The 22,717-nt window shown below is 60.4% G+C and carries 23 protein-coding genes; 13 read left to right on the plus strand and 10 right to left on the minus strand.

Translation table 11 applies throughout. The annotated features are described in order from the left end of the window. The first annotated feature begins 286 nt into the window (after positions 1–286). The 8 genes from BS300_RS17875 (at position 287) to BS300_RS17905 (ending at position 7,251) form a co-directional block, all read left to right on the plus strand. Entirely contained in the window at positions 287–907 is a 621-nt protein-coding gene (locus tag BS300_RS17875) for a TetR/AcrR family transcriptional regulator (RefSeq protein ID WP_033114941.1), read from the plus strand. Between the two features lie 126 nt (positions 908–1,033). After that, entirely contained in the window at positions 1,034–1,537 is a 504-nt protein-coding gene (locus tag BS300_RS17880; RefSeq protein ID WP_071914391.1) for a phosphatase PAP2 family protein, read from the plus strand. Beyond that, positions 1,534–2,643, plus strand: coding sequence for an MJ1255/VC2487 family glycosyltransferase (locus BS300_RS17885; protein ID WP_071914393.1), 1,110 nt, complete (start codon positions 1,534–1,536; stop codon positions 2,641–2,643). The genes BS300_RS17880 and BS300_RS17885 overlap by 4 nt, the downstream gene beginning before the upstream one ends. A gap of 37 nt (positions 2,644–2,680) precedes the next feature. Further along, positions 2,681–2,833 carry a hypothetical protein gene (locus tag BS300_RS21210; protein WP_104015791.1) on the plus strand — a complete coding sequence of 51 codons (153 nt, stop codon included), beginning with the start codon at positions 2,681–2,683 and terminating at the stop codon, positions 2,831–2,833. A 379-nt stretch (positions 2,834–3,212) separates the two neighbouring features. Next, positions 3,213–4,931, plus strand: coding sequence for an acetolactate synthase 3 large subunit (locus BS300_RS17890; protein ID WP_071914395.1), 1,719 nt, complete (start codon positions 3,213–3,215; stop codon positions 4,929–4,931). Continuing rightward, on the plus strand, positions 4,931–5,425 hold the full coding sequence (ilvN, locus tag BS300_RS17895; RefSeq protein ID WP_005311605.1) for an acetolactate synthase small subunit: 495 nt from the start codon (positions 4,931–4,933) through the stop codon (positions 5,423–5,425). The genes BS300_RS17890 and ilvN overlap by 1 nt, the downstream gene beginning before the upstream one ends. A gap of 104 nt (positions 5,426–5,529) precedes the next feature. Then, positions 5,530–6,156, plus strand: a complete 627-nt coding sequence (locus BS300_RS17900) for a LysE family translocator (RefSeq protein WP_047436232.1) — start codon at positions 5,530–5,532, stop codon at positions 6,154–6,156. Between the two features lie 135 nt (positions 6,157–6,291). Next, the gene (locus tag BS300_RS17905; protein ID WP_042031819.1) at positions 6,292–7,251 is read left to right on the plus strand and encodes a LysR substrate-binding domain-containing protein; all 960 of its coding nucleotides are present in this window, start codon (positions 6,292–6,294) and stop codon (positions 7,249–7,251) included. Positions 7,252–7,341: 90 nt separating this feature from the next. On the opposite strand, the gene BS300_RS17910 is transcribed toward BS300_RS17905, so the two are convergent. The 6 genes from BS300_RS17910 to dusB all read right to left on the minus strand — a co-directional run bounded on the left by BS300_RS17910 (position 7,342) and on the right by dusB (position 12,326). Beyond that, complete coding sequence (locus BS300_RS17910; RefSeq protein ID WP_071914397.1) at positions 7,342–8,523, minus strand: M20 family metallopeptidase; 1,182 nt, start codon at positions 8,521–8,523, stop codon at positions 7,342–7,344. Further along, on the minus strand, positions 8,523–8,972 hold the full coding sequence (locus BS300_RS17915; RefSeq protein ID WP_005349183.1) for a hypothetical protein: 450 nt from the start codon (positions 8,970–8,972) through the stop codon (positions 8,523–8,525). The genes BS300_RS17910 and BS300_RS17915 overlap by 1 nt, the downstream gene beginning before the upstream one ends. Beyond that, positions 8,969–9,787 (minus strand): DUF3100 domain-containing protein, encoded by an 819-nt coding sequence (locus tag BS300_RS17920; protein WP_005339140.1) that lies wholly within the window; start codon positions 9,785–9,787, stop codon positions 8,969–8,971. The genes BS300_RS17915 and BS300_RS17920 overlap by 4 nt, the downstream gene beginning before the upstream one ends. Positions 9,788–10,045: 258 nt before the next feature. After that, positions 10,046–10,927: a DMT family transporter gene (locus BS300_RS17925; RefSeq protein ID WP_071914399.1), complete on the minus strand. Its 882-nt coding sequence runs from the start codon at positions 10,925–10,927 to the stop codon at positions 10,046–10,048. A 111-nt stretch (positions 10,928–11,038) separates the two neighbouring features. Next, complete coding sequence (gene fis / locus BS300_RS17930) at positions 11,039–11,335, minus strand: DNA-binding transcriptional regulator Fis (RefSeq protein WP_005309538.1); 297 nt, start codon at positions 11,333–11,335, stop codon at positions 11,039–11,041. 25 nt (positions 11,336–11,360) lie between these two features. Continuing rightward, complete coding sequence (gene dusB / locus BS300_RS17935; protein WP_033114933.1) at positions 11,361–12,326, minus strand: tRNA dihydrouridine synthase DusB; 966 nt, start codon at positions 12,324–12,326, stop codon at positions 11,361–11,363. Between the two features lie 290 nt (positions 12,327–12,616). Here dusB and BS300_RS17940 point away from each other — a divergent pair, with 290 nt between their 5' ends. The 4 genes from BS300_RS17940 (at position 12,617) to BS300_RS17955 (ending at position 17,478) form a co-directional block, all read left to right on the plus strand. Continuing rightward, complete coding sequence (locus tag BS300_RS17940; RefSeq protein ID WP_071914401.1) at positions 12,617–14,038, plus strand: TolC family protein; 1,422 nt, start codon at positions 12,617–12,619, stop codon at positions 14,036–14,038. Positions 14,039–14,123: 85 nt separating this feature from the next. Next, a complete protein-coding gene (locus BS300_RS17945; protein ID WP_071914403.1) occupies positions 14,124–15,128 on the plus strand; it encodes a biotin/lipoyl-binding protein in 1,005 nt (334 codons plus the stop codon). Beyond that, positions 15,128–16,282: an ABC transporter permease gene (locus BS300_RS17950; RefSeq protein ID WP_041210389.1), complete on the plus strand. Its 1,155-nt coding sequence runs from the start codon at positions 15,128–15,130 to the stop codon at positions 16,280–16,282. Before BS300_RS17945 ends, BS300_RS17950 begins: the two co-directional genes overlap by 1 nt. Further along, complete coding sequence (locus BS300_RS17955; protein ID WP_071914405.1) at positions 16,282–17,478, plus strand: ABC transporter permease; 1,197 nt, start codon at positions 16,282–16,284, stop codon at positions 17,476–17,478. Before BS300_RS17950 ends, BS300_RS17955 begins: the two co-directional genes overlap by 1 nt. A gap of 110 nt (positions 17,479–17,588) precedes the next feature. On the opposite strand, the gene BS300_RS17960 is transcribed toward BS300_RS17955, so the two are convergent. The 3 genes from BS300_RS17960 to BS300_RS17970 form a co-directional block, all read right to left on the minus strand. Further along, positions 17,589–18,224 carry an SDR family oxidoreductase gene (locus tag BS300_RS17960; RefSeq protein ID WP_071914407.1) on the minus strand — a complete coding sequence of 212 codons (636 nt, stop codon included), beginning with the start codon at positions 18,222–18,224 and terminating at the stop codon, positions 17,589–17,591. Positions 18,225–18,358: 134 nt separating this feature from the next. After that, positions 18,359–19,213, minus strand: coding sequence for a DnaA/Hda family protein (locus tag BS300_RS17965; RefSeq protein ID WP_071914410.1), 855 nt, complete (start codon positions 19,211–19,213; stop codon positions 18,359–18,361). A gap of 68 nt (positions 19,214–19,281) precedes the next feature. Continuing rightward, a complete protein-coding gene (locus tag BS300_RS17970; RefSeq protein ID WP_043851814.1) occupies positions 19,282–19,971 on the minus strand; it encodes a DnaT-like ssDNA-binding domain-containing protein in 690 nt (229 codons plus the stop codon). Positions 19,972–20,210: 239 nt separating this feature from the next. On the opposite strand from BS300_RS17970, the gene BS300_RS17975 reads away from it, so the two are divergent. Next, the gene (locus BS300_RS17975; protein WP_071914412.1) at positions 20,211–21,182 is read left to right on the plus strand and encodes a response regulator; all 972 of its coding nucleotides are present in this window, start codon (positions 20,211–20,213) and stop codon (positions 21,180–21,182) included. Between the two features lie 88 nt (positions 21,183–21,270). Here the strand turns inward: BS300_RS17975 and BS300_RS17980 are convergent, their stop codons facing one another. Then, a complete protein-coding gene (locus tag BS300_RS17980) occupies positions 21,271–22,668 on the minus strand; it encodes a peptide MFS transporter (RefSeq protein ID WP_042031806.1) in 1,398 nt (465 codons plus the stop codon). Between the last annotated feature and the right edge of the window lie 49 nt (positions 22,669–22,717).

Genomic DNA, 22,717 nt, shown 5'->3' on the forward strand with positions numbered 1-22,717 from the left:
CGAGTTAACGCGATTAGGGAGATTAGTAGTAGCGGGGTGGCAATACGCATGACGTTGTTGTCCTTGCAGTCGATAACGCCTTTACCAATATCGAGATTTTTATGCTGTGTCAACACGCGCAGTCAGGGGAAATCTGCTGGGATATTTAATCGGATTGTAAAGGATTGCAAATTTCCTTGTCCCATATTCGGCCCATGACGGATTATCTGGTCATTCCTGCTGTGCTCTCTATCTCTGCACAACCAGATCGACTTATCAGCATTGGCTGAATTTTCTGAGGTGTTAAATGGAAAAACGTAGACCAGGTCGTCCGGTCGGACGTTCTGACATTCGTGACAAGTTGCTTGCTGCCGCCCGTGAGCGTTTTCTCAATACTCCCTATAGCAAGGTAACTACACGCGAAATCGCGGAGCTGGCTGGCTCCAACTTGGCGATGATCCACTACTACTTCGGCAGTAAAGAGGGTCTTTACAAGGCGGTACTGGGTGATGTGGCCGAGCCGCTTGACCATGCCTGGCAAGATGAACACAGCAACCACAGCCTCAACGAGCTGCTCAACACCTACTATCAGGTGATGGCGCCCAACAGCGAACTGACCTCCGCTATCTCCAGCGCATTGTCGACCGAGAAGAGCCCGGGGCGGGATTTTGTGCTGAGCCGCCTGCTGGAGCGTCAACTGCCGCAGTTCGACGCCCTGCTGGAAACCATGAAAACCAACGGCGAACTGGGTGACAATCTGGATCCCGAGATGCTGAAGATCTCCTTCCTCAGCATGATGTGGCAGCCGTTCGTGATGAAAGATCTTTACGAACAGGTATTTGGCCTGAAAGTGGACGAACAGTTCATGGCTCGTCTGGCGGATCACAACTGCCGCCTGATGGAGACCGGTTTGCGCGGCAATCACTGATAACCGCACAACCCATCGATTAAAAAGGGCCGTTTGGCCCTTTTTTCATAAATCTGTTACCCCCCGTTCAACACCCTGTCATCCCGCCTCCCTACTCTGCAACGAGATCTCGGGGAAGGAGGGGTTATGAACAAGATCCAGCAATGGGACCTGCAGGTATGCCGGGTCTGTCTGCTGCACACCTATAACCGGCAGCAAGCCAGGGTGAGTCGCCTTGTCTCCCGTACCGGTGACGGCCCGCTTTACGCTGTGCTGGCCGCCCTGCTCTGGTGGCAGGGGGAGAGTGAACGCGAGCTGGTGAAGCTGGCGCTGCTCGCCTTTGTCATCGAGTTGCCGCTCTATCTGCTGCTGAAAAACAGCCTGAAACGGCAACGGCCAGTCGGTTTGCCGGTTTTTATCACCCCTTCCGATCGTTACAGCCTTCCCTCCGGCCATACCGCCGCTGCCTTCTTGATGGCCACCATACTGGCGACCGGTTTTCCGCTCTGGGCGCCGCTGCTGTTTGGCTGGGCGGCGCTGGTGGGGGCATCCCGGTTGTTGCTCGGAGTTCACTACCTGAGCGATCTGGTGGCCGGCGCCCTGCTGGGTGGCGGCCGCGCTCTGATGGCCCTCTGCTGGAGTCAGGGATGAAGATACTCTTTGGCGTGCAAGGCACCGGCAACGGCCATATCAGCCGCAGCCGCACCTTGGCCAGGGCGCTGCGAGCAGCCGGGGTCGAGGTGGATTATCTTTTCAGCGGGCGACCCGCCGACCGCTACTTCGATATGGAGGAGTTCGGGGAGTACCGCACTTTTGCCGGGCTCACCTTTGTCAGTCATGAGGGGCGGGTCTCGCCGTGGCGTACCCTGCAGGCGGCGTCGCCGCTCACCTTCTGGCGGGATCTGCAAAGGCTCGACTGCCACGGATATGATTTGGTGGTGAGCGATTTTGAGCCGCTGACCGCCCATGCCGCCCGCCGCTGCGGCATCCCGAGCCTTACCGTCAGCCATCAGGCCAGCTTCAACTGGCCGATCCCCCGCTGGGGTGAGGATGGCTTGAGTCGCCAGCTGATGCGCCACTTTGCGCCGGTCAATCAGCCGCTCGGGCTGCACTGGTTTCACTTCGGCCAGCCGATTTTGCCACCGGTGATCGATCCTGTTCGGGTGATGCCGGATAACGGCGAGATCCTGGTTTATCTGCCGTTCGAGCAGACCGAGGCGATCGCCGCCCTGTTGTCGCGCTTTGGCCAGCAGCGCTTCGTCTGCTTTCACCCAGCCATTCGCAGCCCGAGCCAGTGGCGCAACCTGCGCTTCGAGCCCCCCTCGCGCCCCGCTTTTCTTACGGTGCTGGCAGGATGTCGCGGCGTCATCTCCAACGCCGGCTTCGAGCTCGCCTCCGAGGCGCTCAGTCTCGGCAAGAAGTTGCTGGTCAAGCCCCTTGGCGGCCAGTTCGAGCAGCTGACCAATGGCAAGACTCTGGAGATGATGGGGCTGGCGACCCTGATGGATTGCCTCGATGCCAATCTGGTGCGCAGCTGGCTCGACAGCGCCTCGCCGGGGATGGTCTGCTACCCCGATGTGGCGCGAGAGCTGGCCTGCTGGCTGGCTGCAGGGGCCGAGGAGAGCGTCTCCTCTCTGTCACGTCGGCTCTGGGGGAGGACGCTGTTTCCCGAAGAGGTGAGCGATCGCCTGAGCGAGCTGGAGGGTGGTGAAGGTTTGTCTGGCTGCTGGTTATCGCAAGTGAGCGCGGTTGACTAGACTGAAAGGCGATCCCACCAAGGAGAGGATGGAGCAAATGCGCTTTACCAATGAAAACGGCGAAGTCATGAACCTGGCTGACAATCTCACCCTGCACGAACTGCTCGATATGGGTGTCAGCATCTCGGTCAGTGAAGAGACCGATCCGGATCAGCAGATCTGGTTGGCCGAGCCGGAAGATGACCACTAGGTCGCACTGCTGCCACAAAGCCCGCCCCTGTCGGCGGGCTTTTTTATTGCCGTTTTTTCACCTGCCAGCACAATTCTCTGTCTATTAGCGTGACATCTTCCTGTTTCTGTCACCGCCGCTTTTATGGTCGGGCACTGTCTGAAATGTCTGACTGGCACCCGCCGACAAAGCCGTGGACAAGCGTTCATTGGCGGGTTAAGTTGGTTTTTCACCCGATTTTCGGGTCAATGATGGAAAAATCCTTTTTTTCTGCTGCCGACGGGGCTGAATTGGGCCGATCTGCCTTCAGATAACAACAAGAAACGGATCGGGCCGTGCCGGGAAGCACGGCATCGTCGGCGGGATTCGCTAAACGGAGCAAAGCCTGGAGGGCTTTATCATGGAGATGTTATCAGGCGCCCAGATGGTGGTTAGAGCGCTGGAGGATCAGGGAGTTGAGCACGTCTTTGGCTACCCTGGTGGCTCGGTGCTCGACATCTATGACGCTCTCTTCGAAAACGGCAAGATGGAGCATGTCTTGGTGCGGCACGAGCAGGCCGCAGTGCACATGGCTGACGGTTACGCCCGTTCCACCGGCAAGGTGGGGACAGTGCTGGTTACTTCCGGCCCGGGGGCAACCAACTGCATTACCGGTATTGCCACCGCCTATATGGATTCCATTCCGCTGGTGATCCTCTCCGGCCAGGTGCCGACCAGCATGATCGGTGAGGATGCGTTTCAGGAGACCGACATGATCGGTATCTCCCGTCCGGTGGTGAAGCACAGCTTCCTGTGCAAGAAAGCCAGCGACATTCCGGCCGCCATCAAGAAGGCCTATTACATTGCCGCCAGCGGCCGCCCGGGGCCGGTGGTGGTGGATCTGCCCAAAGATGTGCAGAATCCGAAGGAGAAATTCCCCTACGAATACCCCGAGACGGTCTCCCTGCGCTCCTACAACCCGACCAAGTCGGGCCACAAGGGCCAGATAAAGCGGGCCGCCAAGCTGCTGGTGGATGCCCAGCGCCCGGTCATGTACGTGGGTGGCGGCGCCATCAACGCCAACGCGGATCATCTGGTGCTCAAGCTGGCGGAGCTGCTGAACCTGCCGGTGACCACTACCCTGATGGGGTTGGGCGCCTTCCCGGGCACCCATCCGCAATCCATCGGCATGCTGGGGATGCACGGTACCTTCGAAGCCAACAAGACCATGCACAACTCGGATCTCATCTTCGCCGTGGGTGCCCGCTTCGATGACCGCGTCACCAACAACGTGGCCAAGTTCTGCCCCAATGCGACTGTGGTCCATATCGACATCGACCCCACCTCCATCTCCAAGACAGTGCAGGCCCATGTGCCCATCGTCGGCTCGGTGGAAACCGTGTTGGAGCAGATGCTTGAAGTGATCCGCGAGTGTGGCTTCGATAACGACAAGGAGGCGCTGGCGGACTGGTGGGGCCAGATCAACCAGTGGCGCTCCCGTCACTGCCTTGCCTACGAAAAGTCGGCTACCCAGATCAAGCCGCAGCAGGTGATCGAGACCCTCTACAAGGTGACGCAGGGTGAGGCGTTCGTTGCCTCCGACGTCGGCCAGCACCAGATGTTTGCCGCGCTCTACTACCCGTTTGCCAAACCGCGCCAGTGGATAAACTCGGGGGGCCTCGGCACCATGGGCTTCGGCATTCCGGCCGCCATGGGGGCCCAGTTTGCCAACCCGGATGCGGTGGTCTGCTGCGTCACCGGCGACGGCTCGGTGCAGATGAACATTCAGGAGCTCTCTACCTGCATGCAGTACGGGGTGCCCATCAAGATCATCTCCATCAACAACCGTGCGCTGGGCATGGTCAAGCAGTGGCAGAAGATGTTCTACGGCGGCCGTCACAGCCACTCCTACATGGAGTCCCTGCCGGACTTCGTCAAACTGGCGGAAGCCTACGGCCACGTCGGTATCGCGGTGAGCGATCCGGCCGAGCTGGAGAGCGCTATGGAGAAAGCCTTCGCCATGAAGGATCGGCTGGTGTTCATGGATATCTCGGTCGACCCGGATGAGCACGTCTATCCGATGCAGATCAAGTTTGGCGCCATGGACGAGATGTGGCTGAGCAAGACGGAGAGAACCTGATGAGACACATCATTTCAGTACTGCTGGAGAACGAATCCGGCGCCCTGAGCCGGGTGGTGGGTCTCTTCTCCCAGCGCGGCTACAACATCGAGACCCTGACGGTAGCGCCGACCGAGGATCCCACCCTGTCACGTATGACCATCGTCACCATGGGTGACGAGCGGGTGCTGGAGCAGATCCAGAAGCAGCTGCACAAGCTGGTGGATGTGCTCAAGGTGTGCGACCTGAGCGAAGGGGAGCATATCGAGCGGGAGATCGCGCTGGTCAAGGCGCGTGCCGCCGGTGGGGCCCGTGATGAGCTGAAACGGTTGGCGGATATCTTCCGTGGCCAGATCGTCGACGTCACCCCCGAGCAGTACACGGTACAGCTGGTGGGCACCAGCGAGAAGCTGGATGCCTTTATCAAGACTGCCGCCCAGACCAACGAGATCATCGAAGTGGTGCGCTCCGGCGTCTGCGGCATCTCGCGGGCGGACAAGGCGCTGCGGCCCTGATGGCTGGCGGGACAGCTGATGACACGTCAGCTGCCGCAGAGTGAAAGAAAAGAGGGCTCTGCGGAGCCCTTTTTGTTTGGTTTTTCTTTACGAGGGGAGGGGTGATGTTCGGTATTCATGATCTTGCACTGTTTATGGTCTCGGGGTTGCTGCTCAATATCATGCCAGGGCCGGACTCCCTGCTGGTCATGCTGCGCAGCGGCTCGCAAGGGTGGCGTGCCGGTTCGGTTGCGACGTTGGGCATCGGCACCGGTGTCATGGTGCATGTGCTGGCGGCGGCCCTCGGTCTGTCGGCCCTGCTCAGCGCGTCGGCCGAGCTGTTTGCCCTCATCAAGCTGGCTGGCGCCATCTACCTCATCTATCTGGGGTTCTCCCTGCTGCGCCAGCAAGCAACGGGTTCCATGGAGAGAGGGGCGACCCTGCCAGCCCTCTCCTATGGCCAGATTTACCGGCAGGGAGTGCTGACCAATGTGCTCAACCCCAAGGTGGCGCTCTTTTTCCTCGCCTTTGTGCCCCAGTTCATCGCACCGGATGCCCCCGACAAGGCGCTCGCCTTTATCCTGCTCGGCTGCATCTTCAATCTGGGCGGTATCATCTGGTGTCACCTGCTGGTCTTTACCACCGTCTATGCCAGCCACAGGGTACGCTTGTCACAGCGTCTCGGCCGCTGGCTCAACCGGGGCATCGGCACTCTGTTTGTCGGGCTCGGGATCAAGCTCGCCAGCGACTAGCGCGCGGCTTTCTGACCTGAGGCAGATTATCGTGCGCCACGCTGTGCTATGGTCGGCAGTCAGCTGCGGGGCCAGCCCCGCTCTCTCTTTTTCAGGTCAGCCCCACTGGCCGCAGCAGCGAGATCCCTTGCCCAGATGAACATCGCCCGGCTCAAGAACTTTACCGAGATCGTGAAGAACAACTTCAACATCTCGGCGACGGCGGAGAAGCTTTACACCTCCCAGCCCACCCTCAGCAAGCAGATGAAAATGCTGGAAGATGAGCTGGGACTCGCCCTCTTTACCCGCAAGGGGAAAAATCTGGTCGGCTTGACCAGCGCAGGCGAGCAGGTGATGGAGTTGGCCAAGGGGGTAGTGGCGCAGGTGGAGCAGATCAACCAGCTGTCGCTGGGGGAGCAACTGGCCACCAGCGGGGTGCTGCGTATCGCCACCACCCACACTCAGGCGCGCTACAAGCTGCCAGCGGTGATCACCGAGTTCAGCCGTCGTTATCCCGATGTGGCGATCCAGCTCCATCAGGGGGCGCCTGCCCAGCTGGCCCAGATGGTGCAAAGCGGCGATGTGGATATGGCGATCGCCACCGAGTCCATGTATCTGTTCGACGAGCTGGCTGCGGTGCCCTGTTATCGCTGGGGGCGCAGCGTGGTGGTGCCCCACGGTCATCCGCTGATCGACTGTCAGCCGCTGTCGATGGCCGATCTGGCCCGCTATCCCCTCATCACCTATGTGTTCGGCTTTACCGGCCGCTCCAAGATGGACAAAGCCTTCAGCCGCCACGGCCTCTCGCCGAAAACCGTGCTGACCGCCACCGATACCGATGTGATCAAGCACTACGTCCGGCTCGGGATGGGGGTCGGGGTGATTGCCAGTGTGGCCTTCGACGAGGGGGACAGGGAGGATCTGGTGAGCCTCAATATCGACCACCTGATCGCCTCGAGCGCCACCCACATCTGCCTGCGCAAACATGCCCATCTGCGCGACTACATGTACGACTTTATCCACCTCTACGCCCCCCATATCAGCCGGGAGACGGTGCAACTTCATCTGATCAATCAGCCGCCGACTGCCAATATGGCGGAGTTGCCGTGGCTCTAGCCGCAGGTTGTTTGTCGTACACAGAGCAAAAATACAGAGACAAAAAAAGAGAGGCCTTGGCCTCTCTTCTGGTTTTATCGGTATGCGGGATTAAGCGCTGCGGGTCGCCAGGTTGATAAAAATCTGGGCACCGACCAGCAGGCAGTCGTCATCGAGGTAGTAGGGATTTGCATGCAGGTAGTTGCAGATCCCCTTGGCCTGACAGCCGCTGCCGAGGAAGAACATGGCCCCCTTGCGGCCACGGCAGGCGTTGACCATGTAGCTGAAGTCTTCGCTGCCGGTCATCGGCTGACCCTGAGCGTTGATCCCTTCAGAAGGCAATACGTCGGCGGCCGCTTGCAGCAGACGGGCGCAGGCATCGGCGTGGTTCTCCACCGCCGGATACCCGGCATAGACCATCTTGGTCTTGAAGCCGCGCAGTTCGCTCTGGGCCACGATCTCCTTGAAGCTGTTCTTCAGGATCTGGTCGGTCTCGGCATCCATGGCACGGATGGTGCCGCGCGCCTGCACATGGTCGGCGATGGCGTTGGGGATGGTGCCGCCGTTGATCATGCCGCAGCCGAATACCGCCGGGCTGAACGGACTGGTGCGCTTGGCGACGATGTAGTCCATGTCCTCGATGATCCGCACTGCTTCACGGATGGCATCCAGCCCCTTGTGGGGGGTCGAGCCGTGGGCGGAGATGCCATGCACATCCAGCGTCCAGGCTGAGCCCCAGGAGGACATGACACCGTGGTTGAACTTGATGGTGCCGGTCTCCATGGCGCCGTCGTTATGGAGGGCATAGACCTCGTCCACCCCCTTCATGCAGCCCAGTTCAACCATCTTCTCGGCGCCCGGCACCCGCATATCCTCTTCCGCCATCTGGAAGATAAAGCGGACGTTGTACTGCAGGCGGGAGCGCTGTTCTGAGAGGAATTTGGCTGCGGTCAGGGCGATCGCCATATGGGAGTCGTGACCGCAGTTATGGGCCATTCCCTCGTGGGTCGATTTGAACGCAACGTCGCTCATGTCGTGCATCTCGAGGCCATCCATGTCGGCACGGAAGGCGATGGTCGGCAGTACCGGGTCAACCACCAGATCGCCGTGGAAACCGGTGAAGCCCGGATAGTCGGTGAGACGGTAGCCAAAGCCTGCCATCAGCTCGCGGCAGTAGGCCGAGGTCTTGAACTCGACGCCGGAGGCTTCCGGAATGGAGTGCAGGTGGTGGCGCACTTCCTGACTGAAGTCGCGCAGGGCCAGCAGGGCCGGTTCAATGTGGATGTTGTTCATCAGATGATCCCTTGGATGGAGAAGCCGAGCTGGGCCACCAGCGAGGCGCCGAAGAAGCAGCAGGTAGAGACGATCATGAAGATCAGGATCACTTTCCAGGACATCTTCTTCAGCTCTTCCAGCTGACCGCCCACCGAGAGACCGGCAAAGGCCAGCAGCGGTACGCAGCAGGAGAGGAAGGAGATCTTGGCGACGGCGTCGATAAAGAGGCCGCGCACCGGGGTCTCCGGCAGGCAGATGAGAATGCCGATGATGGTGGCATAGGCAAACGCCGGCAGGGAGGAGGGCAGGTAACGCTTGGCAATCAGCGAAGCGAACACCACCAGTGACATGGCGACGAAGCTGTCACCCATCAGCCAGAGCGGAGTGCCGGTGGTCAGGGTCTGGGTAAACATGGCCAGCAGGATCGCCAGAAAGACGAACCGCATATCCATTACGATGCTTTTCATGCTTTCTCTCCTTTGGCAGTCAGGGCATAGATTTTTTCAGCGAGCGGCAGACCCAGATAGGTAAGGGAGAGGGCACCGAGGGCAGACGAGAGCAGATTCGAGGCAGCCGCGATACTCAGCACCTGCTGAGCCAGTGCTTCGTCGAGACCGTTGATCAGGGCACCGGAGGCGGCACTCAGCATGGAGCCTGATCCCACGCCGGAACCGGCAGCCAGCGCCAGCGGGTGCAGGCCAGTGAGCGGGGCGATGCTGCCCAGCACGCTGAACCAGAGGGTGCCGATGACGGAGCCGCACAAGTAGATGGCCAGCACGCCGATGTACTCCTGAGAGCCGGTGCCGAACTTGCCCTGAATTACCGCGACGGACGGCTCACGGCTGATGGAGGAGCAGGCCCCGATGGCGCGGCGGCCAAAGCCGAACTTCACCGCCAGCGGAATGGCGATCAGGATCGGCAGCAGATTGCCAATCTCCTGCAGGAACAGCGGTACGCCGACGCTCAGGATCATCTTCAGGTTGGGGATGATCATCCCCGCATACTGGGTGCCCAGGATCAGCAGGCTGAAGCCCACCATCTTGCCGCAGAAGCCCTCTTCTTTTTCGGTGAAGAGCTGCTTCCAGCCGGGGATGCGATCCTTGACCGGTTTGGCGGAGACAATCATGCCGATGATGACGGCAAAGAGCATCGGCAGGATCGGGATGATGGCGATGCCGATCTTGATCTCCTGTTTGCCTATCAGGTACTGGGCCACAAAGATCAGCATGGCGGTTGCCAATATGCTGACCGTGACCGTCTTGAGGGGGCTGGTTTGCTGCATAGTTTTTTCTCTTGTTATTCCCATGTGTGGCCATCGTCAGGATTGTCCAGACCGATGATGGGGGCATGATAGGGAGGGGCGCGGGGGAGGAATGTGACCTTCATCAAGCTGGCCATATGGCATTTTTTCATGGGGTATGCCCTTTAACCCTATGGATACCAAGGGTTAAATGCCGTTAACAGAACGTCAGCATTGGCAGGACAAGATACGCAAACAGGAGGGAGATGGTGACACCGCCCTGCAGGGCGGTGACGCGTATCAGACGGGCGTGTTGAGCCGTGCACTGCGCAGCAGCAGGGGCAGTTGGTAAAGCACCAGGGCGCCGAGCAACAGTCCGGCTCCGGCCAGTTTGGCACCGCCGAGGGGTTCGCTATAGAAGAGGGTGCTCAGGATCAGGGTCCAGACCGGCTCCAGCAGCATCATCAGGGCTGCGTGAGCGGTAGTCATCTTGCTCAGTGCATGGGTGAGCAGCCAGTAGCGCAATGTGGTGGCGATCAAGACGCTCGCCGCAAACCAGCCCCAGATGCCGTGGCTGACTCCAGCCTCGGGCCACTGTTCGGTCAGCAGGGAGAGCAGGGTGCCGAGCAGACCGGTCATCGCCAGCTGGATGCAGGTGAGCCAGGTGGGGGCGATGGATTGGGCGAAGTGGCGATGGACGGCAAGCTGGATGCCGAGGGTGGTGGCCGCCGCCAGAAACCAGAACAGCGAGAGCGACACGCCCCAGTGGGTGCTGCTGGAGAGCAGCAGCAAACCGGCGATGGCGATGGGCAGGGTGAGCCAGTAGTGGCGGCCGGGTTTGGCCCGAAAGGCTGCCCAGGCGGCCAGTGGGGCCATCAGGGTCGCAACGCTCATGATAAAGGCGCCGCTGCCGAGCGCATCGCTCTGGCTGATGGCGGTGACCCACAGCAACAGGCTGGCGCCGAGCAGGATGCCACAACCGGCGGCGCGCACCATCTGGGCTCGGCTCGGCGGTGGCTCGCGCAACCAGGCCAGGGGGAGCAAAAGCAGGGCGGCCAGCAGAAAGCGGCTGCCGATAAAGGCGGCGGGCGGCAGTTCGCGGATCGCCTCTTTCGAGAAGAGCCAGCCGGCGGCGGCCAGCAGGGTGACCAGTACCATCAGCAGCAGGGGCGTGCGGTTCATAGCGCTTGTAGTGGGGAAGTGGGAAGGGGAGCATAAAGAAAGGCGCCGGGTATTACTACCCGGCGCCTTTCATCTTTGCCCTGTTCCGCTTGCGCGGCATCAGGCCAGCAATCAGTTCATGCCGTAACGCTTGAGCTTCTTGCGCAGGGTACCACGGTTGATGCCCATCATCACGGCGGCGCGAGTCTGGTTACCGCGGGTGTACTGCATGATCACGTCCAGCATCGGCGCTTCGACTTCGGAAAGAACCATATCGTACAGATCAATCACTTCCTGACCGTTCAACTGGGCCAGGTAGTTACGCAGGGCCTGTTGCACAGAGTCACGCAGGGGGCGCTGGGTCGGCTCGGCAGCGTGATTGTGAGTAGTTGTTACCAATGCATCAGAAGTCAGGGTTTGTTCGAACATATTCGGTCGGCTCTTTAGTTATGCGTTAACCTAATCCATCGAAATACGCTTCGAGTGCCTCAAGTTGTGCGTCTGCACAATCCAGGGCATTGAAGTGCTTACGGAATTCTCGGCCCGTCTCTTCTTCATCCAGATACCAGCCCACGTGTTTACGGGCTATGCGCGCTCCCAGATATGCACCATAAAACTGGTGCAGGTTGGTTACATGCTCGTTCATCAGGGTGCGAACCTCTTCCCTTTCGGGAGGCGGCAGCTTGGTGCCCGTCTCAAGAAAATGACGGATTTCCCGGAAAATCCAGGGTCGTCCTTGCGCAGCGCGGCCGATCATCACGGCGTCGACGCCGGTATAGTCGAGGACATACCGGGCCTTTTCCGGGCTGTTGATGTCGCCATTGGCGACAACAGGAATCGATACGGCCTGCTTAATCGCCCTGATAGTGTCGTACTCCGCTTCGCCCTTGTAGAGGCAGGCACGGGTACGACCATGCACGGCGAGGGCCGCGATACCGCAATCTTCGGCGATTCGGGCGATCTCCACGCCATTGCGGTTATCCGGATCCCATCCTGTGCGGATCTTCAAGGTGACAGGCACCTCCACTGCATCCACCACGGCCCGGCAAATTGCTTTGACCTGATCGGGGTATCGCAGCAGGGCTGAACCTGCCAGCTTCTTATTCACTTTTTTTGCCGGACATCCCATGTTGATGTCGACGATCTGTGCGCCCTGCTCCACGTTGTAGCGGGCAGCAAACGCCATCATCTCGGGGTCGGCTCCGGCAATCTGGACCGATCGCAAACCGCCTTCTGCAGAGTGATCCATCCTCATCCGGGTTTTCTGGGTATCCCAGACATCCGGGTTGGCCAGCAGCATCTCGGAAACGGCCATGCCGGCCCCCAGTCGCAAACAAAGTTCACGGAATGGTCGGTCAGTTACACCGGCCATGGGAGCCACGATCAAGGGAGTTTCAAGCGTGTGGGGACCTATCTGCATTCCACGGTTACCATCGGCTTAGGGCGGCGTATATTACGCATTTTTTAGGCAGGAGAAAAGGTTAGTATTTGAGCGTCAGCCATTTTTTTCTGAAAAAAACGTCGCGCCAAGGCTTGCAAATTCTGGAGTTATTGAAAAACGGCCAGATTGACCGTCAGGGAGTGCTGTACCATTCGGGCCAGCCCCTTGCATAATTGTCTGTCCACTTGTCGGCCTCGTTTGCGTTATGATGGCGGGCTTATGCGAGCAAAAGCTCCAAACATTTTTGCAACAATGCGGATTGGGGATCTATGACGTCAAGGTTCATTACATCACTCTGGCCGTGTCTGCTGGGTGCCGTGCTGGGGTCGGCGCAGGCACAGACCATCAGTTTCAGCGAGGCCTGGACCCGGGTCATCCAGCAGGATGAGGGGCTGGCCGCCGAACAAGCAGGGGTCGATCGCGCCAAGCAGCTGCGCGAGGCTGCCAAATCCATGTATCTGCCCAAGGTAGATGTGGGCGCCAGCTATACCCACCTCGATCAGCCGATGGAACTCGACATGATGGATCTCAACCCCATCGCCAACCATCCGGAGATGATCAAGGCGCTGCAGGGCATACTGGGCCAATTTCCGGTACCACTTCCCCAACTCTCACATGACGACTTCGTTACACCTCTCACCAAGCAGAATGTCGTGACCAGTTCGGTCAAGATGCTCTGGCCACTCTTTACCGGCGGTCGCATCGATGCGGCGCAGGACATTCGCCAGGCACAGGTGAGCGAGGCGCAACAGCTGCTGGTGCTCAAGGAGCAGTCCACTTTCGAGAGCCTCTCCCAGGCCTATTTCGGTGTGGTGCTGGCAGGTCAGGTGGTACAGACCAAGCAGGATATTGAGGACGGGCTGGCCCGCCATCTGGATCACGCGAGGAAGCTCGAAGCGCAGGGGCAGATTGCCAAGGTGGAGCGCCTCTCCGCCCAGTCGGCCTATGACCGCGCCCGCATCGATACCCAGAAGGCGCGCCGCAGTCTCGAGATCGCCGAACTGGCCCTTGGCCGCATGCTGAAGTTGCCAGATGCCCAGCCGGGCAGCGGCCTGTTCGTCAACAGTGAGCTGCCGCGTCTCGATGGGCTGGTGCAACAGACCCTGGAAGTTCACCCCGGCCTCAAATTGCTCAGTGCCAAGAAAGAGCAGGCCAAGGGGATGATCCGGGTCGAGCAGGGCAAATATGCCCCCGAGGTGTTCCTGTTCGGTAACTACAACCTCTATGAAGATGATTCGATAGCTTCCAAGACCGCGCCGGACTGGCTGGTGGGGGTGGGCGTCAGCATGCCGCTGGTGAGCCGCGATGGCCGCTCCGAGACGGTGCAGGCCGCCAAGAGTGCCGAGCTGCAGGTCAATCTGCTGCAGGCCAAGACCCGTGAGGATCTGAAGCTGCTGGTGGAAAAGACCTGGCGTGAAGCGGCGCAGGGGCTGGAGGAGTATCAATCCCTCTCTTCCACCCAGGCGCTGGCCGAGGAGAACGTGCTGCTGCGGGACAAGGCCTTCGGGCAGGGGCTCTCCACGTCACTCGATGTGGTGGATGCCCAGAACCAGCTGGCAGGGGTCAAGACCCAGCGCGCGGCGGCGGCTTATCAATATGTGGTGTCGCTGGCCCGCCTGCTGGCGCTCTCCGGCCAGATGAACAGTTTCAATCAATATCAGCACGGTCAGGTGACCGAGGTGAACTCATGATCGCACTCCTGATCGCACACCAGTCCGTGCCTTTTTCTATCTCTGTTTCGACCGCCAAGGGTCGCCCGTTTGTCGAGGTGAAGTGATGAGCCATCCCCCCATCAAAAAGAAGATGAGCCAGGGTAAACCGCTGTTGTTGCCGCTGGTGCTGGTGATCCTGGTGGTCTGGCTGGGCTGGCGCTTCTGGCTCGCCTATCAGCCGGAGCCGGTGCATCTGCAAGGGCAAATTGAAGCACAGCAGTATTCGGTCTCCTCCAAGGTGCCGGGGCGTATCGACGAAGTGCTGGTGAAAAAGGGTGATCAGCTGACCAAAGACCAGCTGGTCTTTACTCTGGCGAGCCCCGAGATTGAAGCCAAGCTGAGCCAGGCCAAGGCGGGTGAAGCGGCTGCGGGTGCGCTGGCGCAAGAGGCGGAGAAAGGAGCCCGAGCCCAGCAGATCGCTGCGGCCAAGGATCAGTGGCAAAAAGCCAAGGCCGCTGCAGCCCTGCGTGGCAAGACCTATGAGCGGGTGGCCAGCCTGCACCGCGACGGCGTGATGCCGCTGCAAAAACGCGATGAGGCCTGGACCGCCTGGCAAGCCGCCCGCTACAGCGAAGGGATGGCATGGCAACAGTACCAGATGGCTCTTGAGGGGGCGCGGGAAGAGACCAAGATCGCTGCTCGCGAGAAGGCCAAGATGGCGGCTGGTTCGGTGGCCGAGGTTGAGGCCTATCTGGCCGATACCCGTATCGTCAGCCCCCACACCGGTGAGGTTAGTCAGGTGCTGCTGCGCAGCGGCGAGCTGGCGCCGCAAGGCTTCCCCGTAGTGACCCTGCTCGACATGAGCGATGCCTGGGCCCAGTTCCACGTGCGCGAAGATCTGCTGCCCCGCTTCCCGGTCGGTACCGAGTTCGATGCCCGCATCCCGGGCCTTGGCGATCAGATCGTGCGCTTCAAGGTGACCCATGTGGCCGTGATGGGGGATTTCGCCACCTGGCGTGCCACCGATACCCGTCAGGGCTTCGACATGAAGAGCTTCCAGGTGGAGGCTCGCCCGCTGCAACCGGTTGAGGGGCTGCGGGTTGGCATGAGTGTGCTGGTTGAACTCTGATGGGACGTGAATTTCGGCTGCTGTGGCAGGATCCGTTCAGTCGTGCCCTGATGAGCTGGGTGCCGCTGCTGTTGATGGGGATCCTCTGCTGGATCTTCTCGGCAGGGCTGGCCCGCGACCTCAAGGTGGGGCTGGTGGATCTCGACCACAGCATGCTCTCGCGCCAGCTCGCCTTCTCGCTGGATGGCTCGGCCGGGCTCAAGGTCGCGCAACAGTTTGACTCCATCGATGCCGGGGCGCACGCCCTGCGCGGTGGCGACATCTATGCGCTGGTGGTGATCCCCAACCATCTGGAGCGGGATGCCCGTCAGGGCACCCAGCCGCAGGTGACAGTGTTCAACAACGGCCAGTTCATCCTCATCGCCAAGCTGGTCAACTCTGCGCTGGCGCAGGTGGTAGGCACTCTTAACGGTCAGGTGGGCGTGCTGGAGGCGATGGCTGACGGCAAGGCGCTGCCCGGTGCGATTGGACAGTCGGTGCCCATCAGCAGTCAGGTCACTGCGCTCTACAACCTCAACTCCAGCTACGCCCAGTTTCTGCTGAGCGCCATTCTGCCTGCGGTGTGGCAGATCCTGGTGGTGCTGTTCGGCCTCAATGCGCTGGCCCGTACCGATCGGCTGGGGCTGGACTGGACCACTCGCGGTGTCTGGTTTGGTCTCTGGCGCACCCTGCTGCCCCACGTGCTGATTGGCTGGGGCTGGGGGATTGTCTGGACGCTGCTGCTGTTCAAGGGCTTCTCCTACCCCATGCACGGTAGCTGGCTGGTATTGCTGGTGGGGCTGGGGCTCGCCTCGGCCGCCTGCGTCACCATGGGGGCCTTCTTTTACGGCATCATCCGGGATCCGGCCCGCGCCCTGTCGCTGGCGGGGGCTTACACTGCGCCCGGCTTTGCCTTTATGGGGGTCACCTTTCCGGTGAGCGCCATGGGGGATTTTGCCCGCTTCTGGCGCAGCCTGTTGCCGGTCTCTCACTATGTGGAGCTACAGATTGGTCAGAGCAACTACGGTCTGCCCCTCGCATCGGCGCTGCCGCAACTGGGGGCCTTGCTGCTGTTTCTGCTCCCCTTGCTGCTGGTGGTTCGTCGTTACAAGCAGCAGGCCGAGCTGGCCCGTCAATCAGCCGCAGTGGCAGTCGCCGAAAAGGAGCCTGAGTGATGCTGGGATTTGTCGATCTGTTGCGCCTCGAGTTGCGCACCTTGCTGGCGGATCGCGCCATCATGCTCACCCTGTTTGGCGGGGTGTTCTTCTACTCCTTCCTCTACCCCCAACCCTATCTGCATCAGTTGCCGCGGGAAGAGGCGGTGGTGGTGGTCAACGAAGATGGCAGTCAGCTATCGCGCCAGCTGGAATTTATGGCCGATGCTACGCCACAGGTGAAGCTGGTAGCGCGGGCCAATTCGCTGGATGAAGCGCGGCAGCTGATGATGGCCGGGAAGGCGAGCGGGATCCTGCATATCCCCAACCACTTCTATCGGGATCTGATGCTGGGTAAGAGCGTCACCCTGAGTTATGCCGGTGATGCCTCCTACTTTCTGGTCTACGGTACCATTGCCGAGGGGCTGGCGCAGGCCGGCGGCACACTCGCCGCGCAGGTGAAGGTGGCGCGGCTGTTGAGCCACGGCGAGGCGCTGCCACAAGCGGCGATGGGCTGGAATGCGGTGGCCCTCAACGTGGTGCCGGTGTTCAACCCCACTATGGGCTACGTCAACTACGTGGTGCCGGCGGTGTTCGTGCTGATCCTCCATCAGGTGTTGCTGATGGGGGCGGGGATCCTGGGGGCGACCCAGAACCAGCGCAGCTGTCGCGGCGAGCATGGTTACTGGCAAAGCGCGCCGGTGTTGCCGCTGCTGCTGGCCAGAACTCTGGTGCTGGCGGGGTTGTTCCTGCTGCCGGTGAGCTACTTCCTCGGCTTCTGCTTCGATCACTACAATATCGCTCGCCATGCTGACCCTGTGCAGCTTTGGCTGTTCGCCCTGCCATTCCTGCTGGCGACCTGCTGGTTTGGCGTGGTGCTCGGCGCGATATTTACCCGGCGGGATCTGCCCACTCAGGTGGTGCTGATCTCCTCCCTGCCGCTGGTTTTTCTGGCGGGCTTTATTTGGCCGCTCGAGCTGATCCCGGCCCCCCTCAACTGGCTGGCTCAGTGGGTGCCCACTATCCCGGCGATCGAGGGTTTTCTGCGCCTCAACCAGATGGGGGCCGACTTCGCCCAGGTTGCCCGCTACTGGTGGCAGTTGTGGGGACTGGCGCTGCTCTACGGCGCGCTGGCCTGCCTGCTGCTGCGTTGGCGGCAGCGGTTGCTGCCGGTTGCTGGCTCATCAGTCGCTCAGAGTGAAACGAGCGCCAGTTAAGCGGGATGGAGCAAGCGCGCGTGAGATAGCGTGTGCGGTATAGCGGAAACGGTCAGCCCTTGGGCTGACCGTTTTGGTATGTGGTGGGGGTAAGCGGTTTTACTGCTGCTTTAGCCGCGCTGGAGCGTGGGATCTCCGATGGCGTAGATCTGTCCTACCGCCGTCTCATCCGCCAGCAGGCGCAGCCCTTGGGCGGCCACATCTGCGCGGCGCACCAGTCCGTGCACCTCCTTGTCCTGACTGAGTTCGGCGCGGCCGGTGGCGTCGCCATCCTGCAGGCCCGCCGGGCGCAGAATGGTCCACGCGAGGGAGCTGGTCTGCAGCCAGCTCTCCGCCAGACTCTTGAGGCGCACCTCGTGGCCGAAGGCGGCGCGGGCCCGCTGCGGCAAATATTGCCAGCTGTCGCCACAGCCGAGAGAGGTGACCAGCAGCAGCCGTTTCAGGCCTGCCTGCTCCATGGCATCGATCACATGACGGTTGCCCTGATAGTCCACCGGCGCGGCCTGACGGAAGCTGCCGAGGGTGGAGACAACCTGAGCATCTTGTCCCGCCCGGGCACACGCCTGCAGCACCGCAGCCGGATCCAGCGCATCCCCCTCGATCACCTCAACTCCCAGCGCCTCCAGTTCCGTAGCCATCTCAGGGCTGCGCACCAGCGCAATCACCCGATGACCCTCAGCGAGAGCGTGGTGAGTAAAGGCGCGGCCCAGCCCGCGGCTGGCTCCGAAAATCAGTGTGGTTGGCATAGCTGAGCTCCCTTGGCAAAAGGGGTTAGCCTAGTGGCTTGTTCGCTCGCTGTAAATGAGAGTTGTTTCTATTTGTGAGCCAGCAGAGAGGCGCGGGTGCGAGCTGCCAGCGATTCGCACCCGCTGAGAGGGGATCAGCCGTTGTAGTTGCCGATGCTGGGGCGACGGCTGGGGCCGCTCAGGTGGATATCCACCGGATTGAATGCCTTGATCGCCTCATAGCTGAAATCACCGATCGCCTGATGCAGGGTCTGGGGCGTGTGGTTGGTAATGATGATGACGCTTTTTGACAGGTTGCGACGGCGGCGCAGCAGGTGGCCGAGGAAACTGGACTGACTCTCCGCCATCTTGGCGCGGTTGGCCGATACCTCGTCGATGATCAGCAGATCCACCTCTTCCAGCGCACGGCGGTACTGGTTGCGCTCGTCCTGATCGGGGATCACGTTGAAGAAGAGGCGATCGACGATGGAGGCCCACTGCTGGAAGATCACCGATTTTTGGTGACGCTCGATCAGCTCGTGCGCAACCGCCCCCGCCAGCGTTGACTTGCCGGTGCCGTAGTCGCCGTAGATGAGCATGCAGCCGCCACCGCTCTTCTCCCAGTGCTCGAAACCGCTGATAAAGTAACGGGCGGTCTCGATGGGATATTGCAGCGCCGGATCTGTGGCATCCATCTTGTCGAACACCCAGTCTGGGTTGAGGTCGGCCTGGGCGATCAGCTTCTGGATCCGCTCCTGACGGGCCGCCTTCTGCAGCTCGCGCACCTCGGCGTTGGCCTTGGCGTCATACTCCTTGCGCAGGGTCTCGTAGTCATACTGGCCGCCGCCGGTCTCTTGCTGCAGGCGACGAATGCGCTCCAGCAGGCTACCCACATGGCGGCTCAATTCCGGGTCGTGAACACGGTGGTCCTGCTTGGCCTTGGCGATCTTCTGGCGCTTGGCTTCGATCTCTTCCAGCTCCTGGCGCAGGGGATCTTGCGGGTCAGTCATGGAATGCTCCTTCTGCTTGATCAGGGATGGGACAGGGGTCTGATTCTGCCTGCAGCAGGCAGATGGTATCAATCATTATCCGGTGTCTGGGCAGGCATCTGCTGGCTCTCTGCCAGCCGCTTTGCCTCTTCAATCATCTGTTGGGCCCGTTTGCTGGGACCCGACTCTGCCGGGGCCGGCGTCACCTGCTGATAGCCCTGCACCTCCATCGGCTTGCGACGGGTATAGCGGCGGGTCTTGAGGGCGCGAATAAACTTGAGCATCCATTGATGCTGGGAGTCGAATACCTCGGGGCGCCCCAGCCAGTAGGCGATAAATTCTCCCAGATCCTCTTCGCTATAGCTGGCATCGATCACCCCGCACAGACGGGCGAGGGCGGGCAGCTCTTCGTCCGGGCGCCATTGCAGATGCATCTGGAAGGGTCGCTCCGGCAGCGGGCTGCGCAATTTCTGGGTCAGCAGCGGCAACTGAAAAGGGCACTGATGGTAGTGCTCACTCTCGGGCTGAGCCTCGACCTGCAGCAGGCCCGCCTCCATCAGTTCATCGAACAGCTCGGTGAGCTGGCGGGCATTGACCTGAAACGAGAAGCCGCATGGATCACCAGGGTCGACCACCGCCAGTGCACGACCCAGCTCGGGATAGTTGAGCCGGGCCAGCTGATTTTCCAGCACCAGTCTGCGCAGCTGCAGGGTATAGAGACTGCGGGCCGGATGGGACAATCTGGGGTGGGCGAGGGCACTGTATTCGGCTGGAGTCATGGTCTTCTTTATGCGCTTGTGTGGCGGCCATTATCCCCTATGGCAGGGGCTTGCACAATTCGCATGGAGGTAGCGACATTGTGGGGAGAGGTTGTGCTGCTATGTGGTTGTTAATAGAGCAATCTGTCGTTCAGAACCTGACCAAGGTCTATTTTTGACGCATCGTTTCCGCGGATACCTCACTTTTGAACTAGTCTTAATACCTAAATAACCAATTGACTAATAAGAGCTTTATCAAGATGTTAAGAGCCGGGCTACGGATCCTGGTGGTGGAGGACGAAGCCGTTTTTCGCCACTCGCTAGTGAGTTACCTCGCACGGGACGGGGCAACGGTTTTTCAGGCCGAAGACGGGATTGAGGGCCTGTCGGCCGCAGCTCTCTACCATCCCGATGTGGTGCTCTGCGATCTCAATATGCCCAATATGGATGGTCACGAAGTGATCGCCTGCCTCTCTGCTCGCTACCCCGATATCCCGGTTATCGTCATCTCGGCCCAGAGCACCATGGAGGCCGTGGCTGGTGCCCTGCGCGCCGGTGCGCGCGATTACCTGCTCAAGCCGCTGGAAGATTACGCGCTGGTCGAGCGCAGCATAGAGCAGTGCCTCAAGAGTCAGGGGACACGCAGTCAGCAGCTGGAGCTGATGGATCATATGGAGTACTTCAGTGCCCACGATCGGGCCGCCAGCCGTTTGCTGGCCGGGCTGAAACCGCCGGGATTGCAGGAGTGGGGCCCCTGGCAGATTACGTTCAAGGGGCTGGGCCAGCTCTTTATTCCCGACACCTTCAAGGTGGGGGACAAGTTACTGGTATTGGTGATGGAGTTGCCCATCATGGGGACGGATGCCGCCTTCTGCGGGGCGCTGGTGCGCTCGTTGATGAATGTTCCTTATCGCCAGTTCCAGCGCAAAGAGAGTCAGCTGTTAAGTCAGCCACACCGGTTGCTCGACTACCTCAATCATCAGTTGATGGAGTCGGGGCTGCGCAGCTCTTTTGCCATGGCGGCACTGCTGTTTGATCAGGAGGATGGGCTGGTGTTTGCCAATGCTGGGCTCACCTCTCCCCGCTGGCTGATGCGCTCGGGTGGCTTGCCCCTTGGCTTGATGCGCAGCAGCCACTATGCCCTGCACAAGCGAAGCTGGCACGAGCCCTTTGACCTGCAGTTTTGCAGCGATAGCGGCAGCGCCCTTCATGTTCAGGTGCGTTACCACTGATGGCCATGGCGCCATAGTTGAATATCGGTCAGATAAAAAGAGAGGGCGCCCATCGGCGCCCTCTCTTATGTCTGCTTGTCCAACTTGCTTATGCAGTAGCGGACTGCAGTTTTTCATCCTGATGGTCAGTGGATTTTGCCGGGCCTTCGGCACCGTGCATCCAGTAGACCAGACGGTTGGCCATGGTCAGCAGGATCACGGCACTGATCACGGCAGCCAGAGCGATACCGCCGAAGATGGCGATGGGGCCGGCTTCACCCACGAAGGAGCCGATAAAGCCCGCTGCGTAGTTGGCCAGTGCCACGAAGCCGAACCAGGCACCCATCATCAGGGAGGCCAGACGCAGCGGAGCCAGCTTGGTCACCATGGAGAGACCGATCGGGGAGAGGCAGAGCTCGCCCAGGGTGTGGAACAGGTACGCGCCAACCAGCCAGAACATGGAGGTCTTGACGGTGTTGTCACCACCCTGCTGCAGCACTGCACCGACCATGAACAGGAAACCAACGGCCAGGAACAGCAGACCCATGGCGAATTTCACCGGAGAGTTCGGCTCTTTCTTGCCGAGCTTGATCCAGATGGCCGCAACGACCGGCGCCAGAGTGATGATGAAGAAGGGGTTCAGGGACTGGAACCAGGCAGTCGGCACTTCAAAAGAGCCGATCATGCGGTCGGTGTACTCCTGGGTATAGAGGTTCATCAGACCGCCGGCCTGTTCGAAACCAGCCCAGAAGATGATGGTGAACAGGCCCAGCACCAGAATGACCTTGATGCGATCCACTTCCTGCTTGGTCAGCGGCGCTTTCTGCTCGGTAGTACGCAGAGCGGCGGCACGCTGGGCGGCAGTCACACGGCCGATGTCGCCGAGGAAACGCTGGGCCAGAGTCGCCTGGATCACCAGAGAGAGCAGCATACCGATACCGGCGCCGACGAAGGCTGCTTGCCAGCCGTAGGCGGTCGCGGCAGCACCACAGATCACACCTGCCAGCAGGGAGCCCAGGTTGATACCCATGTAGAAGATGGTGAAGGCACCGTCACGACGGTGGTCACCCTCTGCATAGAGGTCGCCTACCATGGTGGAGATGTTCGGCTTGAACAGACCGTTACCCACGATCAGCAGAGCCAGACCGGTATAGAAGACGCTGTTGACCATATCCGGGAACATTGCATGGGGCAGAGCCAGAGTGAATTGGCCTGCGGCCATCAGCACGGCACCGATCAGGATGGCACGGCGTTGACCCAGGAAGGTGTCAGCCAGCCAGCCGCCGATCAGCGGAGTGATGTAAACCAGACCGGTATAGATACCGTAGAGTTTGAGGGCGTCTGCCTGACTCCAGCCCAGACCGCCATTGGCAGTCAGGTCGGTCAGATAGAGCACCAGTACGGCACGCATGCCGTAATAGGAGAATCTCTCCCAGAGTTCGGTACTAAAGAGCAAAAAAAGCCCTTTAGGGTGACCTAAAAAGGTCCCTTTTGACGGGTTATTCATTGGAACTTCCACCTGTGTCTTATATTTTTTTGAGTTTTTTATGCAAGGG

This window comes from Aeromonas sp. SCS5 (assembly GCF_001887375.1).
GTDB classification, from domain to species: Bacteria; Pseudomonadota; Gammaproteobacteria; order Enterobacterales; family Aeromonadaceae; genus Aeromonas; species Aeromonas jandaei.

Bases quoted from the DNA above. Each gene is read 5' to 3' on its own strand.
- BS300_RS17965 (WP_071914410.1), bottom strand. From the start codon at position 19,213: ATGACTGACCCGCAAGATCCCCTGCGCCAGGAGCTGGAAGAGATCGAA.
- BS300_RS21210 (WP_104015791.1), top strand. From the start codon at position 2,681: ATGCGCTTTACCAATGAAAACGGCGAAGTCATGAACCTGGCTGACAAT.
- fis (WP_005309538.1), bottom strand. From the start codon at position 11,335: ATGTTCGAACAAACCCTGACTTCTGATGCATTGGTAACAACTACTCAC.
- dusB (WP_033114933.1), bottom strand. From the start codon at position 12,326: ATGCAGATAGGTCCCCACACGCTTGAAACTCCCTTGATCGTGGCTCCC.
- BS300_RS17905 (WP_042031819.1), top strand. From the start codon at position 6,292: ATGAACATCGCCCGGCTCAAGAACTTTACCGAGATCGTGAAGAACAAC.
- BS300_RS17975 (WP_071914412.1), top strand. From the start codon at position 20,211: ATGTTAAGAGCCGGGCTACGGATCCTGGTGGTGGAGGACGAAGCCGTT.
- BS300_RS17955 (WP_071914405.1), top strand. From the start codon at position 16,282: ATGCTGGGATTTGTCGATCTGTTGCGCCTCGAGTTGCGCACCTTGCTG.
- BS300_RS17920 (WP_005339140.1), bottom strand. From the start codon at position 9,787: ATGCAGCAAACCAGCCCCCTCAAGACGGTCACGGTCAGCATATTGGCA.
- BS300_RS17970 (WP_043851814.1), bottom strand. From the start codon at position 19,971: ATGACTCCAGCCGAATACAGTGCCCTCGCCCACCCCAGATTGTCCCAT.
- BS300_RS17915 (WP_005349183.1), bottom strand. From the start codon at position 8,972: ATGAAAAGCATCGTAATGGATATGCGGTTCGTCTTTCTGGCGATCCTG.
- BS300_RS17885 (WP_071914393.1), top strand. From the start codon at position 1,534: ATGAAGATACTCTTTGGCGTGCAAGGCACCGGCAACGGCCATATCAGC.
- BS300_RS17980 (WP_042031806.1), bottom strand. From the start codon at position 22,668: ATGAATAACCCGTCAAAAGGGACCTTTTTAGGTCACCCTAAAGGGCTT.
- ilvN (WP_005311605.1), top strand. From the start codon at position 4,931: ATGAGACACATCATTTCAGTACTGCTGGAGAACGAATCCGGCGCCCTG.
- BS300_RS17875 (WP_033114941.1), top strand. From the start codon at position 287: ATGGAAAAACGTAGACCAGGTCGTCCGGTCGGACGTTCTGACATTCGT.
- BS300_RS17925 (WP_071914399.1), bottom strand. From the start codon at position 10,927: ATGAACCGCACGCCCCTGCTGCTGATGGTACTGGTCACCCTGCTGGCC.
- BS300_RS17900 (WP_047436232.1), top strand. From the start codon at position 5,530: ATGTTCGGTATTCATGATCTTGCACTGTTTATGGTCTCGGGGTTGCTG.
- BS300_RS17880 (WP_071914391.1), top strand. From the start codon at position 1,034: ATGAACAAGATCCAGCAATGGGACCTGCAGGTATGCCGGGTCTGTCTG.
- BS300_RS17890 (WP_071914395.1), top strand. From the start codon at position 3,213: ATGGAGATGTTATCAGGCGCCCAGATGGTGGTTAGAGCGCTGGAGGAT.
- BS300_RS17940 (WP_071914401.1), top strand. From the start codon at position 12,617: ATGACGTCAAGGTTCATTACATCACTCTGGCCGTGTCTGCTGGGTGCC.
- BS300_RS17960 (WP_071914407.1), bottom strand. From the start codon at position 18,224: ATGCCAACCACACTGATTTTCGGAGCCAGCCGCGGGCTGGGCCGCGCC.
- BS300_RS17950 (WP_041210389.1), top strand. From the start codon at position 15,128: ATGGGACGTGAATTTCGGCTGCTGTGGCAGGATCCGTTCAGTCGTGCC.
- BS300_RS17910 (WP_071914397.1), bottom strand. From the start codon at position 8,523: ATGAACAACATCCACATTGAACCGGCCCTGCTGGCCCTGCGCGACTTC.
- BS300_RS17945 (WP_071914403.1), top strand. From the start codon at position 14,124: ATGAGCCATCCCCCCATCAAAAAGAAGATGAGCCAGGGTAAACCGCTG.